The sequence below is a fragment of the Streptomyces sp. NPDC005302 genome (assembly GCF_040607345.1).
Taxonomy (GTDB): Bacteria; Actinomycetota; Actinomycetes; order Streptomycetales; family Streptomycetaceae; genus Streptomyces.
In genome coordinates this window covers 36,544-58,526 of sequence record NZ_JBEXGN010000011.1, presented here as the reverse complement: position 1 = coordinate 58,526, position 21,983 = coordinate 36,544, and the positions used below count along the sequence as shown (strand labels likewise).

The following is a 21,983-nucleotide window of genomic DNA, read 5'->3' as shown; positions in this document are numbered from 1 at the left end:
CGCCGGTACCCGTGGCGTCGCGGGGAGCGCCACGGGTGCCGCCGCGGGAGGGCCGTCAGGAGTGCGGAGTCGATCCGTACGCCGTCAGGAAGCGGTCGCGGAACGCGCTCATCTTCCAGACCGGCGCGCCGTGTTCGGGCTGGAGGCCGTCCGTCCAGCCCCAGTCGGCGATCCTGTCGAGCACCTTCGGGTCCTTGGCGACGATGGAGACGGGTACGTCACGGCTGGCGTGGTTGCCGCTGACCCGGGCGATCGGCTGGTGGTCGCCGAGGAAGATCAGGACCGTGTTCTTGTTGCCGTACTTCACCAGGTAGTCGATGAGGCTCGTCACCGAGTACTGGATGGACTTGCCGTACTCCTCCTTGGACTTCTGCGAGCTGGTGATGATGTCCCCGGGCCTCTTGCCGGCCTTCTCGATGGCGTCGTAGACCGATCCGTCGCCGACCTGGTCCTGGGGGACCGTCTTGGGGATCGGGGCCCACGGCTGGTGGCTCGACGTCAGGATGACCGTCGACATCAGCGGCTTGTCGTGCTTCTTGCCGTGCACCAGGCGCTCGAACGCGGTCAGCGCGTACTGGTCGGGCATCGTGGACCAGCTGAACTTCGGGCCCCGGTAGCCGAGGTCGCGGGAGTCGTAGAGCTTGTCGATGCCGTAGAACTTCTGCTCGGGCCAGGCCTTCTGGACGCCCGGCATCACGCCGACGGTGTCCCAGGCGCCGGTCTTCTTGAAGGCGCCGGGGAGCGTCAGGTGATCGCCCGCGGTGACGGTGCGGTAGCGCTGCTGGTTGTTGATCCACAGGCCCGACAGGAACGTCGAGTGGCCGAGCCAGCTGCTGCCGCCGTACGTCGCCGACGTGAGCCAGCCGCTCTTCGCCGCGAACCCGGCCCCGGTGAGCTTCTTGTTCTCCGCGGTCAGGGTCGCGTCGACACCCGGCGCCATCACCGGGTCCTCGATGGCGCTGCGGCCGTAGCTCTCGATGAAGGTGATCATCATGTCCTTGCCGCGCAGATCCGTGAGGAGCTGGTCCGGCGGCGTGTTCGCGAAGGTGTCCTTCTTGGCGATCTTCGCGAACTCGGCCTCGTCCCGGATCGTGTCGCGGACCCGGTGCGCCCGGTCCTGGACGGCCAGCGCGACATGCTCGGAGGCGATGGGCACGCCGGTGAACTGCGCGCCGAGCGCCGCGCACGTCACCCAGACGATGGCCGCCACCAGCGTGGTGCGCGTCGCCACCTCGTGGTTCCGGGCCACCAGGTTGCCCAGCCGGACCACCGACAGCGTGATGAGGGCCAGGACGGCGATCACGAGCACCACGGCCAGCACCGCGATGCCGAGCGCTCCGCCGCTGCCGAAGGTGTCCTGGAGGTAGGCCTGCGCGTCGCTGAAGAGCGCCCAGTCGAGGACGACGTTGAAGCCCCGGCCCAGGTATTCGTTGAAGCCGACGTCGAGGAGGTTCAGGACGGTCAGGACGCCGAGGGCGAGCCCGGCGACCACCGCTACGGCGATCCGCGGCCTGCGCGGCAGAACGAGCACCAGGGCCGCGCCGAACACGGCCTCCACCGGAACGCGCAGGAACTGTGCCGGGTGGAACTGGTCCGCCCGGCTCGGCATGAGCAGTGCGAACAGCACGAGCACGGCGGCCAGTCCGGTCACCGTCCACCCGAGGACGCGAGCGGCGACCGGATACCGCCTCCGCAGCCATCCGCCCGCGGCGGCCGCCTCTCCGGCGCTCCCGTCGTCGCCACCGTCCTCGCTCCCGGCGTCACCCCCGGCGGCGTCCGTCGCGGCGCCCGCACCCGTCTCCACGTCCGCGCCCCCGGTCCCGCCTCCGTCGGAGGGGCTCGCGGGGTGAGCATCCTGGCGACCGTCGTCGCCGTCCCCCTCGTCTGCGGCTTCTGCGCCGCCGGACGCTTCGGCGTGCTCCTCGGGCACCGGCGAGGACGCGTCCTGCCCGCCCTCCGGTACGGCGGCGTCCGGCTCCGGCTCCGGCTCCGTGAGGGTCGCGCCGTCCGCCGGCTCCTCGGTGGCGGGCGTCTGCCCGCCGTCGGGGGCAGACGCGGTCTGCTCGGGCCCCGGGGAGGGTGCGCCCGGTTCGGGCGTCTCCCGTTCCGGCGTCTCGTCCGTGTTCGGCAGCTGTCGAGAGCTCGATGTGAACGACAACCCGGCGGTCCTTCCGTGCGCGGCGCGGTGGTGGCGTGACGGACCCGGGCGTGGAGACCGGTGCCGTCCTCGTCGTGGTGTACGGGACCGTGCGGGCCGGTGTTCAATCGCCCGGGTCAGCATCTGCCCAAGTCCGTTCCCGCAGGTCACAGCAGTACCGGAGGGGCGCCTCAGCCCCGGCGGGCGCGTCCTGCGAACCGCGGCCGGGGCATCCGCGGACACCGCCGCCTCACCGCACCGGCAGGGTCACCGTCACGTCGAGACCCTCGCCGGGCGCCGTGCGCACGGCGACGCTGCCCCCGTGGGCCGTCACCACGCCCTGCACGATGGCCATGCCGAGCCCGCTGCCCGCGCCGCCGCCCGCCCGGAAGAAGCGGTCGAAGACCCGTGTCGCGTCCGCCTCGGCGAGCCCCGGACCCTTGTCCGCGACACACAGCCGTACGACACCGTCCGAGCGATCCAGCGCGATCCGCACCGGCACGTCGGCGGGTGTGTGGGTGCGGACGTTGCCCACGAGGTTGCCCAGCACCTGGCGCAGCCCGGACTCGTCGGCCTGGACGAGCAGGGTGCCGTCGGCGTCCACGGTCACCGGACGGCCGGGCTGCTGGGCGCGCAGGTCCTCGGCGGCGTCCCGCACCAGCCGGCTCAGGTCGACGCTCCGGAAGCGCAGTTCCGGCCGCTGGTCGAGCCGGGCCAGCGTGAGGAGTTCGTCGACGAGGCGGCTCATCCGGTCGGCCTCGCCGTTCATCCGGTCCCAGGCGCGTCTGCGCTCGACGGGGTCGGTGAGCATCCCCTTGTCGTACAGCTGGAGGTATCCGCGTATCGCCGCCAGCGGGGTGCGCAGTTCGTGCGAGGCGTCGCCGACGAAGCGGCGCAGCTGGGCGGTGCTGCGTTCGCGGGTCCGGTGCGCCGACTCGACCTGCTGGAGCATGGAGTTGAGGGCGAGCCGTAGCTGCTCGACCTCCTGGGTCGGACGGTGGCTGGAGGGCACCCGCCGGGTGAGGTCGCCGTCCGCGATGGCCGACGAGGTCTCCACCATGGCCTCCAGCGGCAGCATCCTGCGGCGCACACTGAACATGGTGAGGCAGGCGAGGAGGGCCAACAGCAGGGTGCCGACGGTCAGATCGAGCTTGAGTGCCTTCGCGATGCCCTTGTGCAGCCCGTCGGTCGAGGTGGCGAACAGGACGTACGTGCCGTCGGCGAGACGGGCCCCGGTCGCCCGGTAGTCGGCGCCGTGGACGGAGATGTCGTGCGGGTCGCCGTCGCGGGCGAGCGCTCCGGGTTCGTCCACGGCGGCGGCGAACGCGCGCTGCGTGCCGGTGGGTTCGAAGCCGGCCACCTCGACGGCCCGGCCCCGCCGGTCGACGGCGGCGAAGAGCGAGTCCGGTGTGGGCGAGTCGTCCACGGCGGGCCCGATCCGGTCCCGGACGAAGGCCAGGGCGGTCAGCGAGTCGATCTGGCTCATGGTGAGTCGGGAAACGCCCAGCGAGTCGCGGGTCTTGGCGAGCTGGGCGTCCACCTGGTCGAGCAGGTAGTGCCGCATGCCCATCAGGCTCACGGCGGTCGCCGTCACGATGCCGAGGGCGAGGAGCGCGACGTTCGCGAGGGTGAGCTGGCCGCGGAGCGAGTGGACGCCGTGCCGGCAGCGCGGGCGGGGGAGCGAGGGCAGGGCGGGCGGCCTCATGCGAGTCCGTATCCGACGCCCCGCCGGGTCTGGATCACCGGCGGCCCCAGCGGTTCGAGCTTGCGCCGCAGATAGCTGATGTACGTCTCCACGACGGTGGACTCGGCCGGGTGCTCGTACTGCCAGACGTGGCGCAGGAGTTGCTCCTTGGGCACGATCCGCCCCCCGTTGCGGACGAGGAAGCGCAGCAGGGCGTACTCCGTTGGGGTGAGTTCGACGGTGGTGCCCGCGCGGTGCACGCGGTACGTCGTCTCGTCCAGCTCCAGATCGCCGTACCGCAGGGGCGGGCGCTGCGGCAGGACGTCGTCGGGCCGCGTCCGGCGCAGGACGGCGGTGATGCGGGCGACGACCTCGTCGATGTTGAACGGCTTGGTGATGTAGTCGTCGCCGAACCCGAGCGCGCCGACGATCTCGGCGGGCGCGTCCCGCGCGGTGAGGAACACGATGGCCAGTCCGGGGCGGCGCGACCGCAGTTCACGGCCGAGGGCCCGGCCGTCGCCGTCCGGCAGCATGATGTCGAGCAGGGCCGCGTCGGGGCGGGTGCGCTCGGCGAGTTCGAGGGCCTCGCGGACGGTCCCGGCGGCCATCACCTCGAACCGGTGGTAGCGCAGCGCGATCGTGAGGACGTCGGCGATGCTCGGCTCGTCCTCGACGACGAGGACCGTGGATCCCTCGTGTGCGCTCATGCCCCCAGTATCGGCGGGGCCGCCGACAGCGGGGGCGGTTCCCCCTTTGGAGTTCCTTGAGAGTCATGGGCGCGTCGTGTCCCCGGGCGCGCGGCGCCGTCGATCCTGGTGCGCAGGACCTGGGGGACCGATCGATCGACCGACCGGATAAGGAGCGTTGAGCGTGGCGGCATTGGCACGTTGGTGCTATCGGCATCGGCTGGTGGTCCTGTTGCTGTGGGTGGGCGCACTGTTCGGTCTGGGCTTCGCGGCGACCACCGCGGGCACGGACTACGCGAACGTGTTCTCCCTCCCGAACACGGACTCCAAGCGCGCGTACGACCAGATGGAGAAGGCCTTCCCGGAGAGCGCGGGGGACACCGACACGGTGGTGTGGAAGGTCGACGAGGGGACGGTCAGGGACGCGTCCGTCCGTTCCCGGATCCAGCCCGCGCTGGACGAGATCGCCGGCATGAAGGGCGTCGGCGCGGTCGCGGGACCGTACGAGGGGGAGCGGGGCGCGGCGCAGATCAGCAGGGACGGCCACATCGCGTACGCCCAGGTCACCTTCACCGAGCAGGCGAACGCCGTACCCAAGGAACTCGTCCAGGACGTCCTCGACACCGCCCGGGACGCGGGACGGGACGGTCTGCGGGTCGAGTTGGGCGGTCAGGCGATCCAGCGGGTGCAGGAACCGCCCACCGGGCTCGCCGAGATGGTCGGCATCCTGGCCGCGGCGCTGGTCCTCTTCCTCGCGTTCGGCTCGCTCTTCGCGATGCTGCTGCCCATCGGCATCGCCGTCTTCGGTGTCGGTACGGGCCTGTTCTCCACGCAGTTGCTCAGCCACAGCACCGACATCCCGGACCTGGCACCGCTGTTGGCCACCCTGATCGGCCTCGGCGTGGGCATCGACTACGCGCTGTTCATCGTCACCCGGCACCGGCGGGGCATCCTGCGCGGCATGGAGCCGGAGGAGTCGGCGGTCGTCGCCCTCAACACCTCCGGCCGGGCGGTGCTGTTCGCGGGCGGCACGGTGTGCATCGCGCTCGCCGGCATGCTCGTGACGAACCTGCGCTTCCTGGACGGCGTGGTCATCGGGACGTCCCTCACCGTCGTGTTCAGCGTCCTCGCGGCCACCACGCTGCTGCCGGCGCTGCTGGGCCTGCTCGGCGTACGGGTGCTCAGCCGCCGCCAGCGGCGCCGGCTCGCCGAGCGGGGCCCCGAGCCGGAGCGGACGAGCGGCGCCGCGGCCCGCTGGTCCTCGACCGTGCAGCGCCGCCCCAGGACGATCGCCGCCGTCGCCGTGGCCGTCATGGCGATCCTCGCGATCCCCGTCCTGTCGCTGCGGCTCGGCGCCACCGACCAGGGCAACGACGACGCCACGACCACCACCAGGAAGGCCTACGACCTGCTCGCCGAGGGCTTCGGTCCCGGCTTCAACGGGCCGCTTCAGGTGGTGGTGACCGCGGGTGACACGGACGCCCTGGTGAAGGGCATCGACGGTACGTCCGGCGTGGCCCGGGTCGCCGCGCTGCCGCCCGCGCACGGTGTGACCGTCATCCAGGTCGTGCCGACGACGTCACCGCAGTCGCAGCGGACCGACGAGCTCATCGACACCCTGCGGGACCGGGTGATCCCGGACGCGGGCGCGACGGCGCACGTCGGCGGTGTGACCGCCGTGTCGAAGGACTTCGCCACGATCACCGGTGACCGGCTGCCGTACTTCGTCGCCACGATCATCGGCCTCGGCTTCCTGCTCCTGCTGGTCGCCTTCCGCTCACTGGTGGTCCCGCTGACGGCCGCGCTGATGAACCTGATCGCGGCCGCCGCGTCCTTCGGCGTCCTCACCGCGGTCTTCCAGTGGGGCTGGGGCCTGGAGCTCCTCGGCCTCGGCAAGGAGGGCCCGATCAACGCCTTCCTGCCCGTCATCATGCTCTCGCTCCTCTTCGGACTCTCCATGGACTACCAGGTGTTCCTGGTGAGCCGCATGCACGAGGAGTGGGTGCACACCAAGGACAACGCGCGGGCGGTGCGGGTCGGCCTGGCGGAGACCAGCCGGGTCATCAACTCGGCCGCGCTGATCATGGTCTGTGTCTTCCTGGCCTTTGTCCTGAGCGGCGACTCGGGAGCCGCGATGGCGGGTGTCGGGCTCGCCGCCGCCGTCGCGCTGGACGCCTTCATCCTGCGTACGGCGCTGGTGCCGGCCGCGATGCACCTGCTCGGCGACTCCAACTGGTGGCTCCCCGCGGGGCTGGAGAAGCGGCTGCCGCACCTGGCGGTCGAACCGGCCGAGGCGCCGCCCGCCGAGGAGCCGGCCCCCGCCGGGGGCGGCGCGAACGTCGTCCACGGTCTGGTCCGCGACGCGGGGGGAGTGCCGGTCGACGGCGCGGTCCTCACCCTGCTGTCCAAGGGCGGCCGTCAGCTCGACCGCGTGACCTCGCTGGCCGACGGCTCGTACATCGTCTCGGTCCCCTCGCCCGGCACGTATCTGCTCTCGGCGACCGCCCGTTCGTACGGGGCGCGGGCCCGGCACGTCGTGGTGGCCGACGAGCCGCTGGTGCACGACATCGAGCTGACGGCGGGGGAGGTGGACGCCGACGCGGTCAACTGAGGCCGCGGTCACCCGCGAACCGCGTGGGTAAGGGGTTCCCGTCATGGACGGGCGCCCCTTACGCCGTTCCCCGGCAGCCTTCGCGGCGCACCCTCCGACGGCCCCTCAGGTCTCCTTCTGGCCCTGCTTCTTCGCCGGGTCGGGCAGCGCCTTCGTCATCCCCGGCAGGAAGTCCGTGAACAGCTCGTGCACCTCGTGGACGAGGGGACGCAGCAGCCGGAACCGGGCCAGTGAGACACCGCGTGCGGTCAGCCGCGCACCGCGCTCGGCGAGCCGGTAACTGCGCTCGCGGCCCTCCGTACGGTCGAAGACCCAGTACAGGACGAGCCCCATCTGGGAGAGCCACATCAGCTCGGGGAGGATCTCGCGCAGTTCCTCGGGCACCTTCGTCTTCGCCCCGGCCAGCACCTCCTTGTGGACGCTGATGGCCTCCGCCCGCGCGTGCTCCGACTCGGGCGAGAAGGGGCTGAGCGGGCTGTCCGGGTCCGCTGCGTTCTTGAAGAACTGCACCGCGAACTCGTGGAACGGCGTGGCGATGTCCAGCCACACCTTCAGCACGCCGCCCAGCCGGGCCTCCAGGTCGGTCTCGCGGTCCAGCACCTCGCGGACGGCCGCCTGGTGCTCGCCCGCGATCCGGTCGTAGAAGCCCTGGATCAGGTGTTCCTTGCCGGCGAAGTAGTAGTACGCGTTCCCGACCGAGACCCCGGCCTCCTGGGCGATGGCCCGCATGGTCGTCTTGTCGTAGCCCCGCTCCTGGAACAGCCGCATCGCCGTCTCCAGGATCAGGGCGCGGGTCTGCTCGCTCTTGCCGGGGCTCCTGCCCGCGTCCTTGCCCGCCGGGGCAGGAGAGGCGGAGGGGGACTCGCCGGGAATGGGACTGTCTGTCGGTGCTGGCACGGGACGAGCCTAACGAGTGGGAGCGGGGGAACATCCGCCGCTGTCGCAGGGCGGCGCGTACGTCCAGCCCGCCGAGGGGTCGTAGCTCCATCCGTCGCCCCAGTGATAGGCCCCGCCGCCCCACCGCTCGGACCGCTGGGCCTCGCGCCACTTGGCGGCGGCGAGGACGGCGCCCCGGGCGAACTTCGCGCCGGTGGGAGTGCTCAGCCGGTGGGCCAGCGGCCGGTACTCCCGCAGCGCCCACAGGGTGACGATCCAGGCGGGCGCTCCCTGGTAGACCTGGCCGGCGTCCCCCACGACGGTGATCTCGCTCAGGGTGGAGCGGTGGTCGAGCCGGGGGAAGCGCCGCCGGGCCTCCTCCGAGGCGACCGGCACGAGCCGGAGGGGGACCAGCTGCGCCTGCCGGGCGAGCCAGTCCTTCAGGAAGGCGCACAGCGAGCAGCGCGGGTCGTAGAGGACGGTGAGCCCGCGGACCGGGACGCGCGCGGCGTCCCGGTCCGGGCCGGCCTGGGTGCCGGTCACCGCTGTCACACCCCGGCCGCGGGCGCGGCCCAGTCCGTCGGCCGCACCGGCGGGACCTGCTCCCGCTCCATGACACCCCGGCGGCGGATCCTGTTGAGCACGTACACGTTGCCCAGGTGCATGACGCCGAGCACCAGCAGGACGACGCCCAGCTTGGTCGAGAGGGCCTCGAAGATCTCGCGGGCGTTGGAGATCTCGTCGCTCTGGTGCAGATAGAGCGCGACGAAGCCCAGGTTGACCAGGTAGAAGCCCACCACCAGCAGGTGGTTGACGGCGTCGGCGAGCTTCTCGTTCCCGTGCAGGACGTCCGACAGGAAGATCCGCCCGTTCGTGCTCAGCGTGCGGGCCACCCAGACCGTGAGCGCGATGCTGACGAGCAGATAGATGACGTACGCGACGACTGTGAGATCCATATCCCCACCCCTTCTTGAACGCGTTCAAAACGCTGTCAGGGATGAATGTAGACCTGCTTTTGAACATGTTCAAGTCGGATCCGGGCGGACTTCCGCGCCGGAGCCGGGACGCGGACCACCGGCCCGACTCTCAGGACCTGCGCGCCAGTTCCGGGCGCTTGGCGTAGTCCGTCAGGCCGATGACGTTGCCCCAGGGGTCGGCGAACTCGACGGTCCAGCCGGTGGCGACGGAGAAGGGCTCGTCGAGCGGCGTGATGCCCGCGGCCGCCAGGGCGCGGGCCGAGGACCGGGCGTCCCGCACCTCCAGCCACACCCGCGGCGACGCCCACGCGGGCGGCCGGTGACTCAGCTCGTCGTCCAGGCGCAGCAGCACCCCCGGTGTCTCCTTGCCGACCTTCAGCAGGGCGATCCCGGCCTCGTCGAGCCGGAAGGCCACCGGGAAGCCGGCCCGCTCGTAGAAGCCGACCGCCTCGCCGAGGTTCCCGACGACCAGCAGCACGTTGTCGAGCCCGAGCAGCTCGTATGACACGTCATCTGACATGCCATCAGATTAGGCAGGGGCGGGGGCGGTCGCCGCGGGCCGGACCGCGGGCCGAACATGTGATCACCCGTTGAGGCGATACGCGCCGCCGGGCGAGGCGGGACGGCGGCCGAGGGGTGACGCCCGGTCCGATGCCGGGCCGCTTCCCGCACGTGAGGGACGAGCACCGGCCGTACGGGAACCATCCGGGCCCGGGCGGCATCCTGACGAGGGGCCGGAGCCCGTGGGGCGAACCCACTTCTCCGCCCCGGGCCTCCTCCTGCAAGATGGCCTGACCGATCTTCGCCCCTCGCACCCCAGTCCCGCGCCGTCCCGTGCGGGCACACCAGGAGTCAGCGCCTTGACCGACCAGCCGCAGCAGCCGCCGCAGCCCCCGAACCAGCCGCCCGGCTACGGCTACCCGAACGCCGGAGCGACCCCGCCCGGCGGCACCGGCCCCTACGGCGCCGGGCAGCCCGGCCCGTACGCCCAGCAGGGCCCGTACGACAACGCGGGCCAGTACGGATACCCCGGGCCCGGCGGCTACGCGGGACCGGGTGGTTACCCGGGGCCGGGCGGCTACCCGGGCGGTCCGGTCCCGCCCGGCACCTACACCGGCGACCCGAACGCCCCGTACGGCTACGACCCCTACGGGCGCCCGTACTCCGAGAAGTCGAAGATCGTCGCCGGCGTCCTCCAGCTCACCCTGGGCAGCCTCGGCATCGGACGCTTCTACATGGGCAACGTCGGCATCGGCATAGCCCAGCTCTTCACCTGCGGCGGCCTGGGAATCTGGGCCCTGATCGACGGCATCATGCTGCTCGTCGGCAACAGCGCCACCGACTCCGACGGCCGGGTCCTGCGTGGCTGACCCCGTCGCGGCGCGCAGGGTCGCGCCGCGGCACCCGGCGGCGGCACCTCTCACGGTGCTCGCCGCCGGGACGGCCGGGGCCGGCTATCTGTACGTCACCGATCCGCACGAGCCGGGCCATCTGCTGCCCACGTGCCCGTTCCGGTATCTCACCGGCCTGCTCTGCCCCGCCTGCGGCGGCACCCGCATGGTCTACGACCTGATGCACGGTCACTTCGCCGCCGCCTGGGACGACAACAGGATGCTGCTCCTCGCCGCGCCGTTCGCCCTCGCCCTGCTGGCGCGCTGGATGGTGCACGGCCTGCGCGGACGCCGCTGGCGTCCCGAACTGAAGCCGCGCACCCAGGCGTTGGTGCTCCTGACGGCGGTGGCCTGGGCGGTGCTCCGCAACGTCTTCTAGCCGGGGCGCGGTCCCCTCGCCCCGGCGGGCGGTGACGCCGCGCTGGGGACCATCCCTGGGGCGGGTGTCACGAGCGAGCGGAACATGATCACGGAATGGGCAAGATTGATCATTTTCTCTCCCATTAAACGCATGAATCTCCGTACGCTCCGACGGCACAGGGGGGACGACGTGCACGCCGTCCATGGGCGGTCTCCGCCATGGGAACCCTCCTGCGCGCTCACCGGAGCGAGCCGCTCCGGCCGCCTTACGTCATCCAGGAGCAGTACTCATGACCGTCCCCACCCCCGACGCGCCCTACGGCTACGACCCGCAGGGCCGTCCCTACTCCGACAAGTCCAAGGTGATCGCCGGAGTTCTCCAGCTGTTCCTGGGCGGATTGGGCGCGGGCCGCTTCTACGTCGGCTCCACCGGTGTCGCCATCGCCCAGCTCTTCACCTGCGGCGGCCTCGGCATCTGGGCCCTGATCGACGCGATCCTGTTCTTCACGAGCAACGACCGCACCGACAAGCAGGGCCGCGTCCTGCGCGGCTGACGGCATGCGGAAGGGCCCCGCTCCCGAGAGGGGAGCGGGGCCCTTCCGCCATGCGTGGAGCGGTCAGAAGCGACGCGTGATCAGCGCGCGCTTGACCTCCTGGATCGCCTTCGTGACCTCGATGCCTCGGGGGCAGGCGTCCGTGCAGTTGAACGTCGTGCGGCAACGCCACACGCCGTCCTTGTCGTTGAGGATCTCCAGCCGCTGCTCGCCGGCCTCGTCACGCGAGTCGAAGATGAAGCGGTGGGCGTTCACGATGGCGGCCGGACCGAAGTACTGGCCGTCGTTCCAGAACACCGGGCAGGACGACGTGCACGCCGCGCACAGGATGCACTTGGTGGTGTCGTCGAACCGCTCGCGGTCCTCGGCCGACTGCAGACGCTCACGCGTCGGCTCGTTGGTGTCCTTCGTGATGAGGAACGGCATGACGTCGCGGTACGCCTGGAAGAACGGGTCCATGTCGACCACGAGGTCCTTCAGCACCGTCAGGCCCTTGATGGCCTCGACCGTGATCGGCTTCTCGGGGTTCAGGTCCTTGATCAGCGTCTTGCAGGCCAGGCGGTTCTTGCCGTTGATCCGCATGGCGTCCGAGCCGCAGATGCCGTGCGCGCAGGACCGGCGGAACGTGAGCGTGCCGTCCTGGTCCCACTTGATCTTGTGCAGCGCGTCGAGGACACGCTCCTTGGGGTCGATCTCCAGCTGGAAGTCTTCCCAGACCGCCTCCGCCGAGATCTCCGGGTTGTAGCGGCGGATGCGGAACGTGGCGGTGATGTACGGCGAGTCGCCGAAACCGGCCTCGGGCGCACCGGCGGCGTCCGCCTTGTCCAGGGTGGGAGTAGCCATCAGTACTTACGCTCCATCGGCTGGTAGCGGGTCTGGACGACCGGCTTGTAGTCGAGTCGGATGGACTCGGTGCCGTCGGCGCCGACCTCGCGGTACGCCATGGTGTGGCGCATGAAGTTGACGTCGTCGCGGCTCGGGTAGTCCTCGCGGTAGTGACCGCCGCGGGACTCCTTGCGGGCGAGCGCGGACACGGCCATGACCTCGGCCAGGTCGAGCAGGTTGCCCAGCTCGATGGCTTCGAGGAGGTCGGTGTTGAAGCGCCGGCCCTTGTCCTGGATCGAGACGTTCAGGTAGCGCTCGCGCAGCTCCGCGATCTTCTCGACCGCCGTCTTGATCGTCTGCTCGGTGCGGAACACCATCACGTTGGCGTCCATGCACTCCTGGAGCTCCAGGCGGATCGCGGCGACCCGCTCGGTGCCCGTGGAGTTGCGCAGGCGCTCGACCTGGGCCACGACCTTCGAGGCCGGGGCCTCCGGCAGCTCGATGTGGGCGTCGACCTTCGCCGAGTACTCCGCGGCGGCGATACCGGCCCGCTTGCCGAACACGTTGATGTCCAGCAGCGAGTTCGTGCCGAGGCGGTTGGCGCCGTGCACGGAGACGCAGGCGACCTCGCCGGCCGCGTACAGACCCGGGACGACCGTGGTGTTGTCCGAGAGGACCTCACCCTGGACGTTCGTCGGGATGCCGCCCATGGCGTAGTGCGCGGTGGGCTGGATCGGGATCGGGTCCGTGTAGGGCTCGATGCCGAGGTAGGTGCGCGCGAACTCGGTGATGTCGGGCAGCTTGGCGTCGAGCTGCTCCGGCGGGAGGTGCGTGAGGTCGAGGTAGACGTGGTCGCCCTCGGGACCGCAGCCGCGGCCCTCACGGATCTCCGTGTAGATGGAGCGGGACACGACGTCACGGGACGCGAGGTCCTTCATGACCGGCGCGTACTTCTCCATGAAGCGCTCGCCGTCCTTGTTGCGGAGGATGCCGCCCTCACCGCGGGCGCCCTCCGTCAGCAGGATGCCCATGCGCCAGATGCCGGTCGGGTGGAACTGGAAGAACTCCATGTCCTCCAGCGGCAGCCCGCGACGGTAGACGGCGGCCTGGCCGTCACCGGTCAGCGTGTGCGCGTTGGAGGTCACCTTGAAGAACTTGCCGGTGCCGCCGGAGGCGTAGATCACGGCCTTCGCCTGGAAGACGTGGATCTCGCCGGTCGCGAGCTCGTAGGCGACGACGCCCGCCGAGTGCTTGACGCCGTCGATCTCGACGATCAGCTGGTCGAGGACGTAGAACTCGTTGAAGAACTCCACGCCCTCCTTGACGCAGTTCTGGTACAGCGTCTGGAGGATCATGTGCCCGGTGCGGTCCGCGGCGTAGCAGGACCGGCGGACCGGGGCCTCGCCGTGGTTGCGGGAGTGACCGCCGAAGCGGCGCTGGTCGATCGTCCCGTCGGGCGTCCGGTTGAACGGCAGGCCCATCTTCTCCAGGTCGAGGACCGAGTCGATGGCCTCCTTCGCCAGGATCTCGGCGGCGTCCTGGTCGACCAGGTAGTCACCGCCCTTGACCGTGTCGAAGGTGTGCCACTCCCAGTTGTCCTCTTCCACGTTGGCGAGCGCGGCGGCCATGCCGCCCTGCGCGGCGCCTGTGTGGGAGCGGGTGGGGTAGAGCTTCGTCAGCACGGCGGTGCGGCTGCGCTTCGTCGACTCGATGGCGGCGCGCATGCCGGCGCCGCCGGCGCCGACGATGACGGTGTCGTACTTGTGGATCTTCATGAGTGGTTGCCTCAGCCCCGTGCCTAGCGGATGTTCGGGTCGAAGGTGAAGATCACCAGCGTGCCCAGCAGGATCGTGAACACCGTGGCGGTGTAGAGCAGGCCCTTCAGCCACAGGCGCGTGTTGGCGCGCTCCGCGTAGTCGTTGATGACGGTACGCAGGCCGTTGGCGCCGTGCAGCATGGCGAGCCACAGCATGGCCAGGTCCCAGACCTGCCACCAGGGGTTCGCCCACCGGCCGGCCACGAAGGCGAAGCCGATCTTGGAGACGCCGCCGTCCAGGACGAGCTGGATGAGCAGGTGGCCGATGACCAGGACGACCAGGACGATGCCGGACAGGCGCATGAAGAGCCAGCCGTACATCTCGAAGTTGCCACGGGTGGACTTCGGGGTCTTCTTGGTGCGCTTGCGGGGGGCCTCGATGAACGGGGCCGGGTTGTCGACGCTGTACGCCGAGAACTCTCCGGCACCCTCGACGGGGCCGATGCCGGAAGCGGCGGTGTCAGTAGTGGACATCTGCGTCAGCTCCCGAAGACTTCGCGGAATGCGTGCCCGAGCACGGGGTAGAGCGCCCCGGCCATCAGCACGACCCAGATACCGACGACGGACCAGAGCATCTGCTTCTGGTAGCGCGGTCCCTTCGACCAGAAGTCGACGGCGATGACGCGCAGGCCGTTCAGCGCGTGGAAGAGGATGGCGGCCACGAGGCCGTACTCCAGCAGCGCGACGATCGGGGTCTTGTACGTGGACACGACCTTGTCGTAGTCCTCGGGGGAGACACGGACGAGAGCAGTGTCCAGGACGTGTACGAACAGGAAGAAGAAGATGAGGACGCCGGTGACTCGATGAGCCACCCAGGACCACATTCCTTCCCGGCCGCGGTACAGCGTTCCAGCCGGCACGGAAGAACCCTCCGGGAGCGGGGATTGGGGCCGCGCCGGCTTCTCTGTCGGACGGGCCCGGCCGGGTACGGTCCACCGGCCCCGGCCATCGTAGCGACGTGTTGTCGGAACGCTTACAGCGGCCCTATCAATGTGATCAAACTGGCAATCAATCAGCCACGTTCGGGCTATTGCGGGCGCCCGGGGTCGGCGTGGCCCGGCCGTGCGCCGTCTGGGGCGGCGAACTGGAGGGTGAGGCGGGAGAGCCGGCCGCGGGCCAGTCGCCGCAGCTCCTCGGCGGTGGTGACCCGCTCCTCCTCGGGGTCGTTCGTCAGCCGTGACCGGATGCCCGCGAGCACCTGGTCGAGCGCCTCGCCCGGGGCGCAGCCGTCCAGGCAGATGACGAACACATGTCCGAATCGGCTCTCGTAGGCGGCGTGCGCGGCGCTCAGCGCCGTGTGGGCCGCGGAGTACGCGCCGTCCGGGAGCAGCGTCAGCGACTCGCCGGCCAGGGCTTCCGCCAGGTCGGCCGGGGTCAGGTCGTACGCCGCCTCGTCGGACGCGGCGAGCAGCGCGGCGAGATCCGGGTACGGCCGGTGGGCGGCGAGCCGGTGTGCCCAGCGCAGGCTGCGGCAGCAGGTGAGCAGGGCCCGGGTGACCGCTTCGGCCGGCGCGGAGTTGAACCCGTCGAGGCGGGCCGGGGACGGCGCCGCGCTCTTCTGTTCGGGCAGGGCGACCTGGCCGGGGAGGTGTGGGAGACGGTGCGACGTCAGCGTGGATCCTCGGCGGTGGATGGAGAGAGGCGACGTCCCGTGAGCGTGACGTGCGCGCGATACGTGTGTTTCGGCAGGGGGAGGAGTGAAACCTGTAGTGCTCACGCTATCGAGGTGTGGCAAGAGCTGTCCGACGGATGCCCGAATTTCACCCGGACGGGAGAGTTTCGGAGCGGCCGGTGGACGGTACCGGTGGTGGCCGGGGCACAGTTCGCGGTGGAGTGGAGAGGTGGACGCCCCGATGGAGGAGTACACCTGGGCGGAGGAGTGGATCTCTCGGGGGAGGGGCCCGGCTGACGAAACGAGGATGGCGGCGTGACGGGTGGCAGGCGGCGTGCGCCGCGGCGGCAGGCATGGTGGCAGGGCCGTGCCCCGATCGTTGCGGGCGGTCTCGCGGTCGCCGGTGTCGTCGCGGTGGCCGTGCTGGTCTGGCCGGGCGGCGGCAGTGGGGAGCCGGCCGGGTCGGGGGACGCCTCCAAGGCCGCGACGGCCGGCGTGTCGCCCAGCGCCAGCCCTTCGCCGAGCAGGAGCTACCCCCTCTCGAAGGCTCCTCGCACCATTCCCGCGGTACGGGAGCACACGGCGGCCCACGGCCCGGGCTGGCGTCCTGCCTCCGGTGGCCGGGTCGTCGTGGACGACGCCGGTCTCGCCGACGAGGGCAAGCTGCTCGCGGGGGAGCTCAAGCTGACGTACGCGGGGCGGGACGACCCCCGGGACGGCGACGTCGAGCTGGGCCTGAACGACGGCGCCGCGGGCCCCGAGTCCTACACCCTGACCGTCAGGAACCACCGGGTCACGATCAAGGGCCCCGCCGAGGCAGGCGTCTTCTACGGCACGCGCACCCTCAAGCAGGAGGTGCACGGCGGCGGCACCGCTCCGGAGGGCGTGGTGAACGACCGGCCGGCGAAGCCGCAGCGCGGGTTCATGCTCGACATCGCCCGCAAGCACTTCACGGCGGGCTGGATCGAGGACCGGGTGCGCGAGCTCGGCGACCTGAAGTTCAACCAGCTCGGCCTGCACTTCTCCGACGACCAGGGCTTCCGTATCCAGTCCGACACGCACCCCGAGATCGTGTCGAAGGAACACCTGAGCAAGGCCGAGGTCCGCCGGATCATCGCCCTGGCCGCGAGCCGGCACATCACCGTCGTCCCCGAGATCGACTCGCCCGGACACCTCGGCGCGGTCATCGCCGCGCACCCCGACCTCCAACTGCGCAACGTGTCCGGGGCCGCCACGCGCGGCGCCGTCGACATCTCCAAGCCGGCCGCGGCGGACATCGTCGACGACCTGCTCAACGAGTACGCGGACCTCTTTCCCGGCGCCTACTGGCACCTCGGCGGCGACGAGTACCAGGCCCTGACGGTGTCGAACCCGGCCGCCTCCTTCCCGCAGCTCGCCACCGCCGCGCGGAACAAGTACGGCGCGGGCGCGAGCGTCGCCGACCTCGCGACGGGCTGGCTGAACGACCGCGCCGCCGTGGTCCAGGGGCACGACCGGACGGCGCGCGCCTGGAACGACGGCTTCTTCCGCGGCGGCACTGTCCAGGCGGACGGCGACCTCCAGGTGGCGTACTGGACCGGCAAGGAGATCGGGGCCCGGCCCCCCGTCGAGTACCTGGCCGCCGGCCGCAAGGCCGTCAACTACAACGACGAGTTCCTCTACTACGTCCTCGGCGAGCCCCAGACCTTCGTCTACCCGACCGGACAGCGCATTTACGAGCAGTGGACGCCGCTCGTCCTGCGCGGCACGGCGGCGGTCCCCGCGAAGTACGACTCGCAGATCCTCGGCGGATCCTTCGCCGTCTGGTGCGACCTCGCGAACTCGCAGACCCAGGACCGGATCGCGGCCGGCATCCGCATGCCGCTGCGCGCCACGGTCCAGAAGCTGTGGGACCCGGGCAGGCCCGAGCTGTCGTGGACGGAGTTCTCGGCGCTCGCGAAGCGGCTGGGCTGAGCGGCCGGCCCCCCGGCCCGGCAGGGACGCGCGCGACGGCCGGTGACGGGGGTGCGGCCCGCCGAAAGCGCTGATCGGGCGGGCCGGCGGCACTTCGCCGGCGGATCGCAACGGGCTGGACGCCCAGGTCTGCAGAACCGTATCTTCCGGATACGTATTCGTGTGCCGGGCGTGACCCTGGGGAGGGGCGCGCCCGGCTTGTCGTGTCGGCACCGCGCTGTGCCGTGCACCTGGGGGGTTCTCATGACCATGCCGCCGTCGCACGCCGTGCCACAGGGGCCCGTCTCACCGATGCCCGCGCCGCGGCCGCTCCCGCCGCTGCCGCCTCTCCCGCCCCCGAACGGCCCGGCGGTGCTGCGCTCACCGGTCGGCCTCGGCAGAGCGGCCGTCGCGCTGCTCGCTCTGGTGATCGCCGCCGACCTCTTCGCGGTCTGGGCGGACTGGACGATGTACGACGTGTCCGGGGCCCTGGCGGGCGGCGACTTCGGCGACAACGTCCAGCAGCGGGCCACGGACGCGGACACGCTGGTCAACAGGTCCGGGTACGCCCAGTCGGCCGCGATGGTGGGCTCCGTCATCGTCTTCCTGATCTGGTTCCTGCGGGTCCGGGTCAACGCCGAGGTGTTCAACCCGTTCGGGCACGGCAAGTCCCGGACGTGGGCCGGCTGGGGATGGTTCGTCCCCGTGGCGAACCTGTGGTTCCCCCGCCGGGTGACGCTGGACATCTGGGACGCGAGCGTCCCTGCCGGGTCCCGCCGCGGCCACGCCCTCGTCAACCTCTGGTGGACCTTCTGGGTCCTCCTCCTGCTGACGGACCGGTTGTCCGGCAGCGCGTACAGCAAGGCCGGCACCGCCGACGAGATCCACGACGCCGCCGCGCAGGTCATGTTCAGCGACGTCGTCGACATCGTGGCCGCCGCCCTCGCGATCCTCGTCGTGCTGAGACTGACCCGCATGCAGCACCTCAAGGCGCTCCAGGGTCCCGCCGCGTACGCCGGCTGACGCGCGTCCGACGGGCACCGGTTCGTCCCTTTCTCTGGTCAACCCCGGCACCCCTGTGGTGTATTCGGCCCCAGCCGCCGAACCGAGACACCCGGGGGGAACCGGTATGGGGTATTGGGGCTATTTCGTCGTGGGCAGAAGCGAGCGGCCGCTCGCCCGGACCGAGGCGCTGGCCGGGGTGCCGGGCCTGCTGTCCCGGACGGCGGCGCCCGGCGGCTGGCAGGTCTGGGAGTACCCGGGCGCGAGACCGGGGATCGGGAGCATGCGGGTGCTCGCCCGCGAGACCGGCGCGCCCGCGCTCTTCGGGTACGTGATGGACGGCGCCTGCGTGGCGGTCGAGGCGGCGGCGCCGTCCGGCGACGCGTGGAGCACCTGCCTGGTCCGGAACGTCATGGCCGGCCATCTCGCCGGCGGCGACGGCGGACTGGGTGTCGACGACTACTTCCTGGAGCCCGCCGACGCGGCCGGACGGGCGGTCGCCTGGGCCGCCGAGGCGGGGCACGCGGTGACCGCCGGAGCCCTGCTCGCCGTCCTGGAGGCGGAGCCGGGGACCGGGCCGGACGGGCGGGTGACGGAGCCGGCGGAGATGGCCGAAAATCTGTTCTTCCAGCTCCTCGACCGGCTCGGTGTGGTGCCACTGTGACACTCCTGGACCGTTGCACGCAGTAAGGGGAAGTGCGGGCTCCGTAAAGCGAGGGCGCCCTGTTGAGGCATTTCGAGGGAGTCGTGATGAGTCTGGTGGAACTGATCGCTCAGGCCGACGAGAGAAGTCTGGCAGCGAGTGGTCTGGCTTGTTTGGATCGGTGCGTCCCGCTGCTCGGCGGTGACGACGATGTCCTGCGCCCCCTGTGGGCGTGCCTCGCGGAGGCGGACGCCTGGGGGGAGTGGGGCACGCGTCTGGAGCAGGCGCGCGCCAAGCTGGACGCGGGGGTGCCCGAGCCGCCCGTCACCGACGAGGACCACGCGGCCGTCCTCACCCGCCTGATGCTCGACGCCGTTCCCGCACAGCCCACGGAGGAGGAGCTTCGCGCCTGGGCGGACGCCTGCTCGCTGACGGCGCTGCGGGCGCATCGCCGTCTCGACCACGCGGACGACACCACATCCTGGCCGACGGTGCGCGAGGAGGGCCGCACCGAGGGGCTGTCCCCGCTCGTCGCCGCCGAACTGCGCCGTCAGACCGCGGTCCTGGAACTCCTCGCCGAACACGGCACGGGCGGACTGCGGTTCGTGCTGGACACGTCGGTCGAGGCCCGGCGCGTCCTGCGGGCGGTGGTCTCGCGCAGGGCACGGGGACGCGCGTAGGACGCCCGGCGGCGGGCGGGGGGCCCCGCACCGCCGGGCGGGGAGGAGAACCCCCGATTCGCGGTTCCGCGCCCGGGCCGGCGGTCCCGGAATCGCGCCGCCCGGACAGGCGCGGGTCCGGGGCCGCCGGGCCCGCGCGCCTCGCCACGGCCTCGGCGGGCGGGCGCCAAACCTGTGCGCCTGGGGGGTTCCTGTGACTGTCCTGGGGTGGAGATGGCGGTCCTGGGACGGTGTCGCGAACCCTCGCCGATCCGGGTGACGAATCCGGCCGCCGCCACGCTCTACCGAATGTGAACGCTACTCGGACAACCAGGCCTTCAGCTGCGACGAAGCCCGTTCGCTGGGCGGCCGACTCGGTCGCGACCATGCGGGAGGGCGCCCGACTGCGCCTCGACTACTCCGCGCAGAGTCTGTGGCGGGTCGACCGCATGATCGAGGAGATACACCGGGAGGGGGCGCCGTACGCCGCCGTCGAGAGCGTGCTGCGCGGGTTCGGCGCGTACGCCGGTGAGGTCGTCGCCCGCCGCACGGGCGCCGAGTGGTGGGAGACCGGCGGCGAGCACTGGCTGCGCACCCCCGACGGCCGCCTCTGGGACCCGATCGACGAGGCCCGCCGCGCCTACGCGGGCGACGGCTCGCTGCGCCTGCTGTGCCGGGAGGCCACGCGGTAGCCGACGGCCCGGCGCACCCGCCGCCGGGGGAGGAGCCCGGCAGCTGACGTGCTGTGACATTTCCGTGGGGACCGGCGCTGATGACCATGAGGGTGCCGGTGCGGTCGGCCGTGTCGGCAGAGCACACTCGGGCGAACTCGGCGTGAACGAGGACAGTGTTGGGCCAGGGAGGGGAACCCCGCCGCGCGCGGCCGTACGACGGAGAACTGGGCGTGGCCGTCGCGCGGGCGCAGGAGGGGGACGAGGCCGCCTTCGCCGTCGCGTACCGGATGGTGCAGCCCGGACTGCTCGGATACCTGCGCGGGATCGTCGGGGACGACGCGGAGGACGTGGCGTCCGAGGCCTGGCTGGAGATCGCCCGGGACCTGGGGCGGTTCCGCGGTGACGGCGCAGGGTTCCGCGGCTGGACCGCGACCATCGCCCGGCACCGGGCGCTGGACCATCTGCGGCGGCTGAAGGCGCGGCCCCGGGGCACGCCCATCGAGCAGGACGTGCTGGAACTGCCCGGCGCGAACAGCACTCCTGACGAGGCATTGGAGACGCTGTCCACGGAGTACGCGCTGGAACTCGTCGCGGGGCTGCCGCGCGACCAGGCCGAGGCGGTGCTGCTGCGGGTCGTCGTCGGCCTCGACGGACCGGCCGCGGCGCGGGTGCTCGGCAAACGGCCGGGCGCGGTGCGCACCTCGGCCCACCGCGGTCTGAAGCGGCTCGCGCGCCTGCTCGCGGAAGAGGGTGTGAGGGACGAGACGCCCCCGGCACCGGGGGATTCGGGATGAACCTCGGAGCGGCGGGCTGAGAGGGAACCGGCATGGGACCGGACGGAGTGCCTGGGGAACCCGGGGAAGCTGTGGACCCCGAGGGGCCCGGCAGGAGTGAACGGCACGGTGACGGCGGATCCCCCGGCCACCGGGGCGCCGGCGCGGCGGGCGGCGGAGGCGGCCGTGGTGCCGCCCTCGGCGTACGGGCCGCCGCCGGGTCGCTGCTCGCCGCGGTCATGCGCGGTCGATCGGACGACGGCGAGGCCGAGGCGCATGCCGTCGCGGCCTTCCGTGCCGCCCGCGACGGCGGCGCGCACACGGCACCCACCCGCCGGCGGGACGACTGGCGCCACCGGGGGAGTGCGGGCGCGGCCGGGAGCGGGGGAGACGGCGGACGGCCGAGGGACGGGGTGGCCGCGGCGGAGACGGCGGACGCGGCGGACTTCGGGGTGCCGGCCACCGAACCGGTCGCGGCACAGGCGGCGGTGGCGACGACGGAGGGAACCGGAGCGGCGGAGGCGGCCGGGGTTCAGCGGCGGGCCGGGCGCACGGATTGAGCCATGGGCGGGCCGGGCGGAGCCGGTGCATGTGCCGAGGGGTGGTGCCGATGGCAACGGCCGGAGCCGCCACCCCCCACAGGAGAGGCCCCGACCGTCGCGCGGCACGGGCCGCGCGGCGGCCCGTACTCAGTACAGCGCCGCGACTGCGTTTTGTGTCACACCTCGCTCTGTCACCAGGTAGTTGCACGTTGTACGAACATGGACGGGG

Annotated in this window: 23 protein-coding genes; 11 read left to right on the top strand and 12 right to left on the bottom strand. The window is 71.7% G+C overall.

Going from position 1 to position 21,983, the window contains the following annotated elements:
- Window positions 1-55: 55 nt before the first annotated feature.
- The 3 genes from ABZT74_RS18545 to ABZT74_RS18535 form a co-directional block, all read right to left on the bottom strand.
- Window positions 56-1,696 (bottom strand): sulfatase-like hydrolase/transferase, encoded by a 1,641-nt coding sequence (locus tag ABZT74_RS18545; protein WP_356436351.1) that lies wholly within the window; start codon window positions 1,694-1,696, stop codon window positions 56-58.
- A gap of 691 nt (window positions 1,697-2,387) precedes the next feature.
- Entirely contained in the window at window positions 2,388-3,842 is a 1,455-nt protein-coding gene (locus ABZT74_RS18540; RefSeq protein ID WP_356436176.1) for a HAMP domain-containing sensor histidine kinase, read from the bottom strand.
- Window positions 3,839-4,528 (bottom strand): response regulator transcription factor, encoded by a 690-nt coding sequence (locus ABZT74_RS18535; protein WP_356436173.1) that lies wholly within the window; start codon window positions 4,526-4,528, stop codon window positions 3,839-3,841. The genes ABZT74_RS18540 and ABZT74_RS18535 overlap by 4 nt, the downstream gene beginning before the upstream one ends.
- Window positions 4,529-4,700: 172 nt before the next feature.
- Between ABZT74_RS18535 and ABZT74_RS18530 the strand changes: the two genes are divergently transcribed.
- Window positions 4,701-7,118, top strand: coding sequence for an MMPL family transporter (locus ABZT74_RS18530; RefSeq protein ID WP_356171258.1), 2,418 nt, complete (start codon window positions 4,701-4,703; stop codon window positions 7,116-7,118).
- A gap of 105 nt (window positions 7,119-7,223) precedes the next feature.
- Here the strand turns inward: ABZT74_RS18530 and ABZT74_RS18525 are convergent, their stop codons facing one another.
- From ABZT74_RS18525 to ABZT74_RS18510, 4 genes are all read right to left on the bottom strand, one after another.
- Window positions 7,224-8,015, bottom strand: coding sequence for a TetR family transcriptional regulator (locus ABZT74_RS18525; protein WP_356436171.1), 792 nt, complete (start codon window positions 8,013-8,015; stop codon window positions 7,224-7,226).
- A gap of 9 nt (window positions 8,016-8,024) precedes the next feature.
- Entirely contained in the window at window positions 8,025-8,537 is a 513-nt protein-coding gene (locus ABZT74_RS18520) for a DCC1-like thiol-disulfide oxidoreductase family protein (protein ID WP_355880532.1), read from the bottom strand.
- Window positions 8,538-8,542: 5 nt separating this feature from the next.
- Window positions 8,543-8,950: a hypothetical protein gene (locus tag ABZT74_RS18515; protein WP_356436169.1), complete on the bottom strand. Its 408-nt coding sequence runs from the start codon at window positions 8,948-8,950 to the stop codon at window positions 8,543-8,545.
- 130 nt (window positions 8,951-9,080) lie between these two features.
- On the bottom strand, window positions 9,081-9,491 hold the full coding sequence (locus ABZT74_RS18510; protein ID WP_356436167.1) for a VOC family protein: 411 nt from the start codon (window positions 9,489-9,491) through the stop codon (window positions 9,081-9,083).
- 340 nt (window positions 9,492-9,831) lie between these two features.
- Here ABZT74_RS18510 and ABZT74_RS18505 point away from each other — a divergent pair, with 340 nt between their 5' ends.
- The 3 genes from ABZT74_RS18505 to ABZT74_RS18495 all read left to right on the top strand — a co-directional run bounded on the left by ABZT74_RS18505 (window position 9,832) and on the right by ABZT74_RS18495 (window position 11,276).
- On the top strand, window positions 9,832-10,341 hold the full coding sequence (locus ABZT74_RS18505; RefSeq protein WP_356171018.1) for a TM2 domain-containing protein: 510 nt from the start codon (window positions 9,832-9,834) through the stop codon (window positions 10,339-10,341).
- Window positions 10,334-10,741 carry a DUF2752 domain-containing protein gene (locus ABZT74_RS18500; RefSeq protein WP_356436165.1) on the top strand — a complete coding sequence of 136 codons (408 nt, stop codon included), beginning with the start codon at window positions 10,334-10,336 and terminating at the stop codon, window positions 10,739-10,741. The genes ABZT74_RS18505 and ABZT74_RS18500 overlap by 8 nt, the downstream gene beginning before the upstream one ends.
- 271 nt (window positions 10,742-11,012) lie before the next feature.
- On the top strand, window positions 11,013-11,276 hold the full coding sequence (locus tag ABZT74_RS18495) for a TM2 domain-containing protein (protein WP_356171013.1): 264 nt from the start codon (window positions 11,013-11,015) through the stop codon (window positions 11,274-11,276).
- Window positions 11,277-11,339: 63 nt separating this feature from the next.
- Here the strand turns inward: ABZT74_RS18495 and ABZT74_RS18490 are convergent, their stop codons facing one another.
- From ABZT74_RS18490 to ABZT74_RS18470, 5 genes are all read right to left on the bottom strand, one after another.
- On the bottom strand, window positions 11,340-12,119 hold the full coding sequence (locus ABZT74_RS18490; RefSeq protein WP_355880515.1) for a succinate dehydrogenase iron-sulfur subunit: 780 nt from the start codon (window positions 12,117-12,119) through the stop codon (window positions 11,340-11,342).
- Window positions 12,119-13,876 (bottom strand): succinate dehydrogenase flavoprotein subunit, encoded by a 1,758-nt coding sequence (sdhA, locus tag ABZT74_RS18485; RefSeq protein WP_355880512.1) that lies wholly within the window; start codon window positions 13,874-13,876, stop codon window positions 12,119-12,121. The genes ABZT74_RS18490 and sdhA overlap by 1 nt, the downstream gene beginning before the upstream one ends.
- 23 nt (window positions 13,877-13,899) lie before the next feature.
- On the bottom strand, window positions 13,900-14,391 hold the full coding sequence (locus tag ABZT74_RS18480; RefSeq protein ID WP_081219015.1) for a succinate dehydrogenase hydrophobic membrane anchor subunit: 492 nt from the start codon (window positions 14,389-14,391) through the stop codon (window positions 13,900-13,902).
- Between the two features lie 5 nt (window positions 14,392-14,396).
- Window positions 14,397-14,777 (bottom strand): succinate dehydrogenase, cytochrome b556 subunit, encoded by a 381-nt coding sequence (gene sdhC / locus ABZT74_RS18475; protein ID WP_121405616.1) that lies wholly within the window; start codon window positions 14,775-14,777, stop codon window positions 14,397-14,399.
- 167 nt (window positions 14,778-14,944) lie between these two features.
- Window positions 14,945-15,487 carry a 2-oxo-4-hydroxy-4-carboxy-5-ureidoimidazoline decarboxylase gene (locus ABZT74_RS18470; protein WP_356436348.1) on the bottom strand — a complete coding sequence of 181 codons (543 nt, stop codon included), beginning with the start codon at window positions 15,485-15,487 and terminating at the stop codon, window positions 14,945-14,947.
- A gap of 456 nt (window positions 15,488-15,943) precedes the next feature.
- On the opposite strand from ABZT74_RS18470, the gene ABZT74_RS18465 reads away from it, so the two are divergent.
- From ABZT74_RS18465 to ABZT74_RS18435, 7 genes are all read left to right on the top strand, one after another.
- Complete coding sequence (locus ABZT74_RS18465; RefSeq protein ID WP_356436345.1) at window positions 15,944-17,482, top strand: glycoside hydrolase family 20 protein; 1,539 nt, start codon at window positions 15,944-15,946, stop codon at window positions 17,480-17,482.
- Window positions 17,483-17,725: 243 nt separating this feature from the next.
- Window positions 17,726-18,484, top strand: coding sequence for a DUF4328 domain-containing protein (locus tag ABZT74_RS18460; RefSeq protein ID WP_356436162.1), 759 nt, complete (start codon window positions 17,726-17,728; stop codon window positions 18,482-18,484).
- A 106-nt stretch (window positions 18,485-18,590) separates the two neighbouring features.
- Window positions 18,591-19,127, top strand: coding sequence for a hypothetical protein (locus ABZT74_RS18455; RefSeq protein WP_356436160.1), 537 nt, complete (start codon window positions 18,591-18,593; stop codon window positions 19,125-19,127).
- Window positions 19,128-19,213: 86 nt separating this feature from the next.
- Window positions 19,214-19,786 carry a hypothetical protein gene (locus tag ABZT74_RS18450; protein WP_356436158.1) on the top strand — a complete coding sequence of 191 codons (573 nt, stop codon included), beginning with the start codon at window positions 19,214-19,216 and terminating at the stop codon, window positions 19,784-19,786.
- A gap of 290 nt (window positions 19,787-20,076) precedes the next feature.
- Complete coding sequence (locus ABZT74_RS18445; protein ID WP_355880499.1) at window positions 20,077-20,457, top strand: hypothetical protein; 381 nt, start codon at window positions 20,077-20,079, stop codon at window positions 20,455-20,457.
- A 158-nt stretch (window positions 20,458-20,615) separates the two neighbouring features.
- Window positions 20,616-21,233 (top strand): RNA polymerase sigma factor, encoded by a 618-nt coding sequence (locus ABZT74_RS18440; protein ID WP_356171002.1) that lies wholly within the window; start codon window positions 20,616-20,618, stop codon window positions 21,231-21,233.
- Window positions 21,234-21,304: 71 nt separating this feature from the next.
- A complete protein-coding gene (locus ABZT74_RS18435; protein ID WP_356436156.1) occupies window positions 21,305-21,772 on the top strand; it encodes a hypothetical protein in 468 nt (155 codons plus the stop codon).
- The last annotated feature ends 211 nt before the right edge of the window (window positions 21,773-21,983 follow it).

Excerpts from the sequence above, each read along its gene's own strand:
- ABZT74_RS18540 (WP_356436176.1), bottom strand. The coding sequence starts at position 3,842 with ATGAGGCCGCCCGCCCTGCCCTCGCTCCCCCGCCCGCGCTGCCGGCAC.
- ABZT74_RS18535 (WP_356436173.1), bottom strand. The coding sequence starts at position 4,528 with ATGAGCGCACACGAGGGATCCACGGTCCTCGTCGTCGAGGACGAGCCG.
- ABZT74_RS18515 (WP_356436169.1), bottom strand. The coding sequence starts at position 8,950 with ATGGATCTCACAGTCGTCGCGTACGTCATCTATCTGCTCGTCAGCATC.
- ABZT74_RS18510 (WP_356436167.1), bottom strand. The coding sequence starts at position 9,491 with ATGTCAGATGACGTGTCATACGAGCTGCTCGGGCTCGACAACGTGCTG.
- ABZT74_RS18495 (WP_356171013.1), top strand. The coding sequence starts at position 11,013 with ATGACCGTCCCCACCCCCGACGCGCCCTACGGCTACGACCCGCAGGGC.
- ABZT74_RS18490 (WP_355880515.1), bottom strand. The coding sequence starts at position 12,119 with ATGGCTACTCCCACCCTGGACAAGGCGGACGCCGCCGGTGCGCCCGAG.
- sdhA (WP_355880512.1), bottom strand. The coding sequence starts at position 13,876 with ATGAAGATCCACAAGTACGACACCGTCATCGTCGGCGCCGGCGGCGCC.
- ABZT74_RS18480 (WP_081219015.1), bottom strand. The coding sequence starts at position 14,391 with ATGTCCACTACTGACACCGCCGCTTCCGGCATCGGCCCCGTCGAGGGT.
- ABZT74_RS18460 (WP_356436162.1), top strand. The coding sequence starts at position 17,726 with ATGACCATGCCGCCGTCGCACGCCGTGCCACAGGGGCCCGTCTCACCG.
- ABZT74_RS18455 (WP_356436160.1), top strand. The coding sequence starts at position 18,591 with ATGGGGTATTGGGGCTATTTCGTCGTGGGCAGAAGCGAGCGGCCGCTC.
- ABZT74_RS18450 (WP_356436158.1), top strand. The coding sequence starts at position 19,214 with ATGAGTCTGGTGGAACTGATCGCTCAGGCCGACGAGAGAAGTCTGGCA.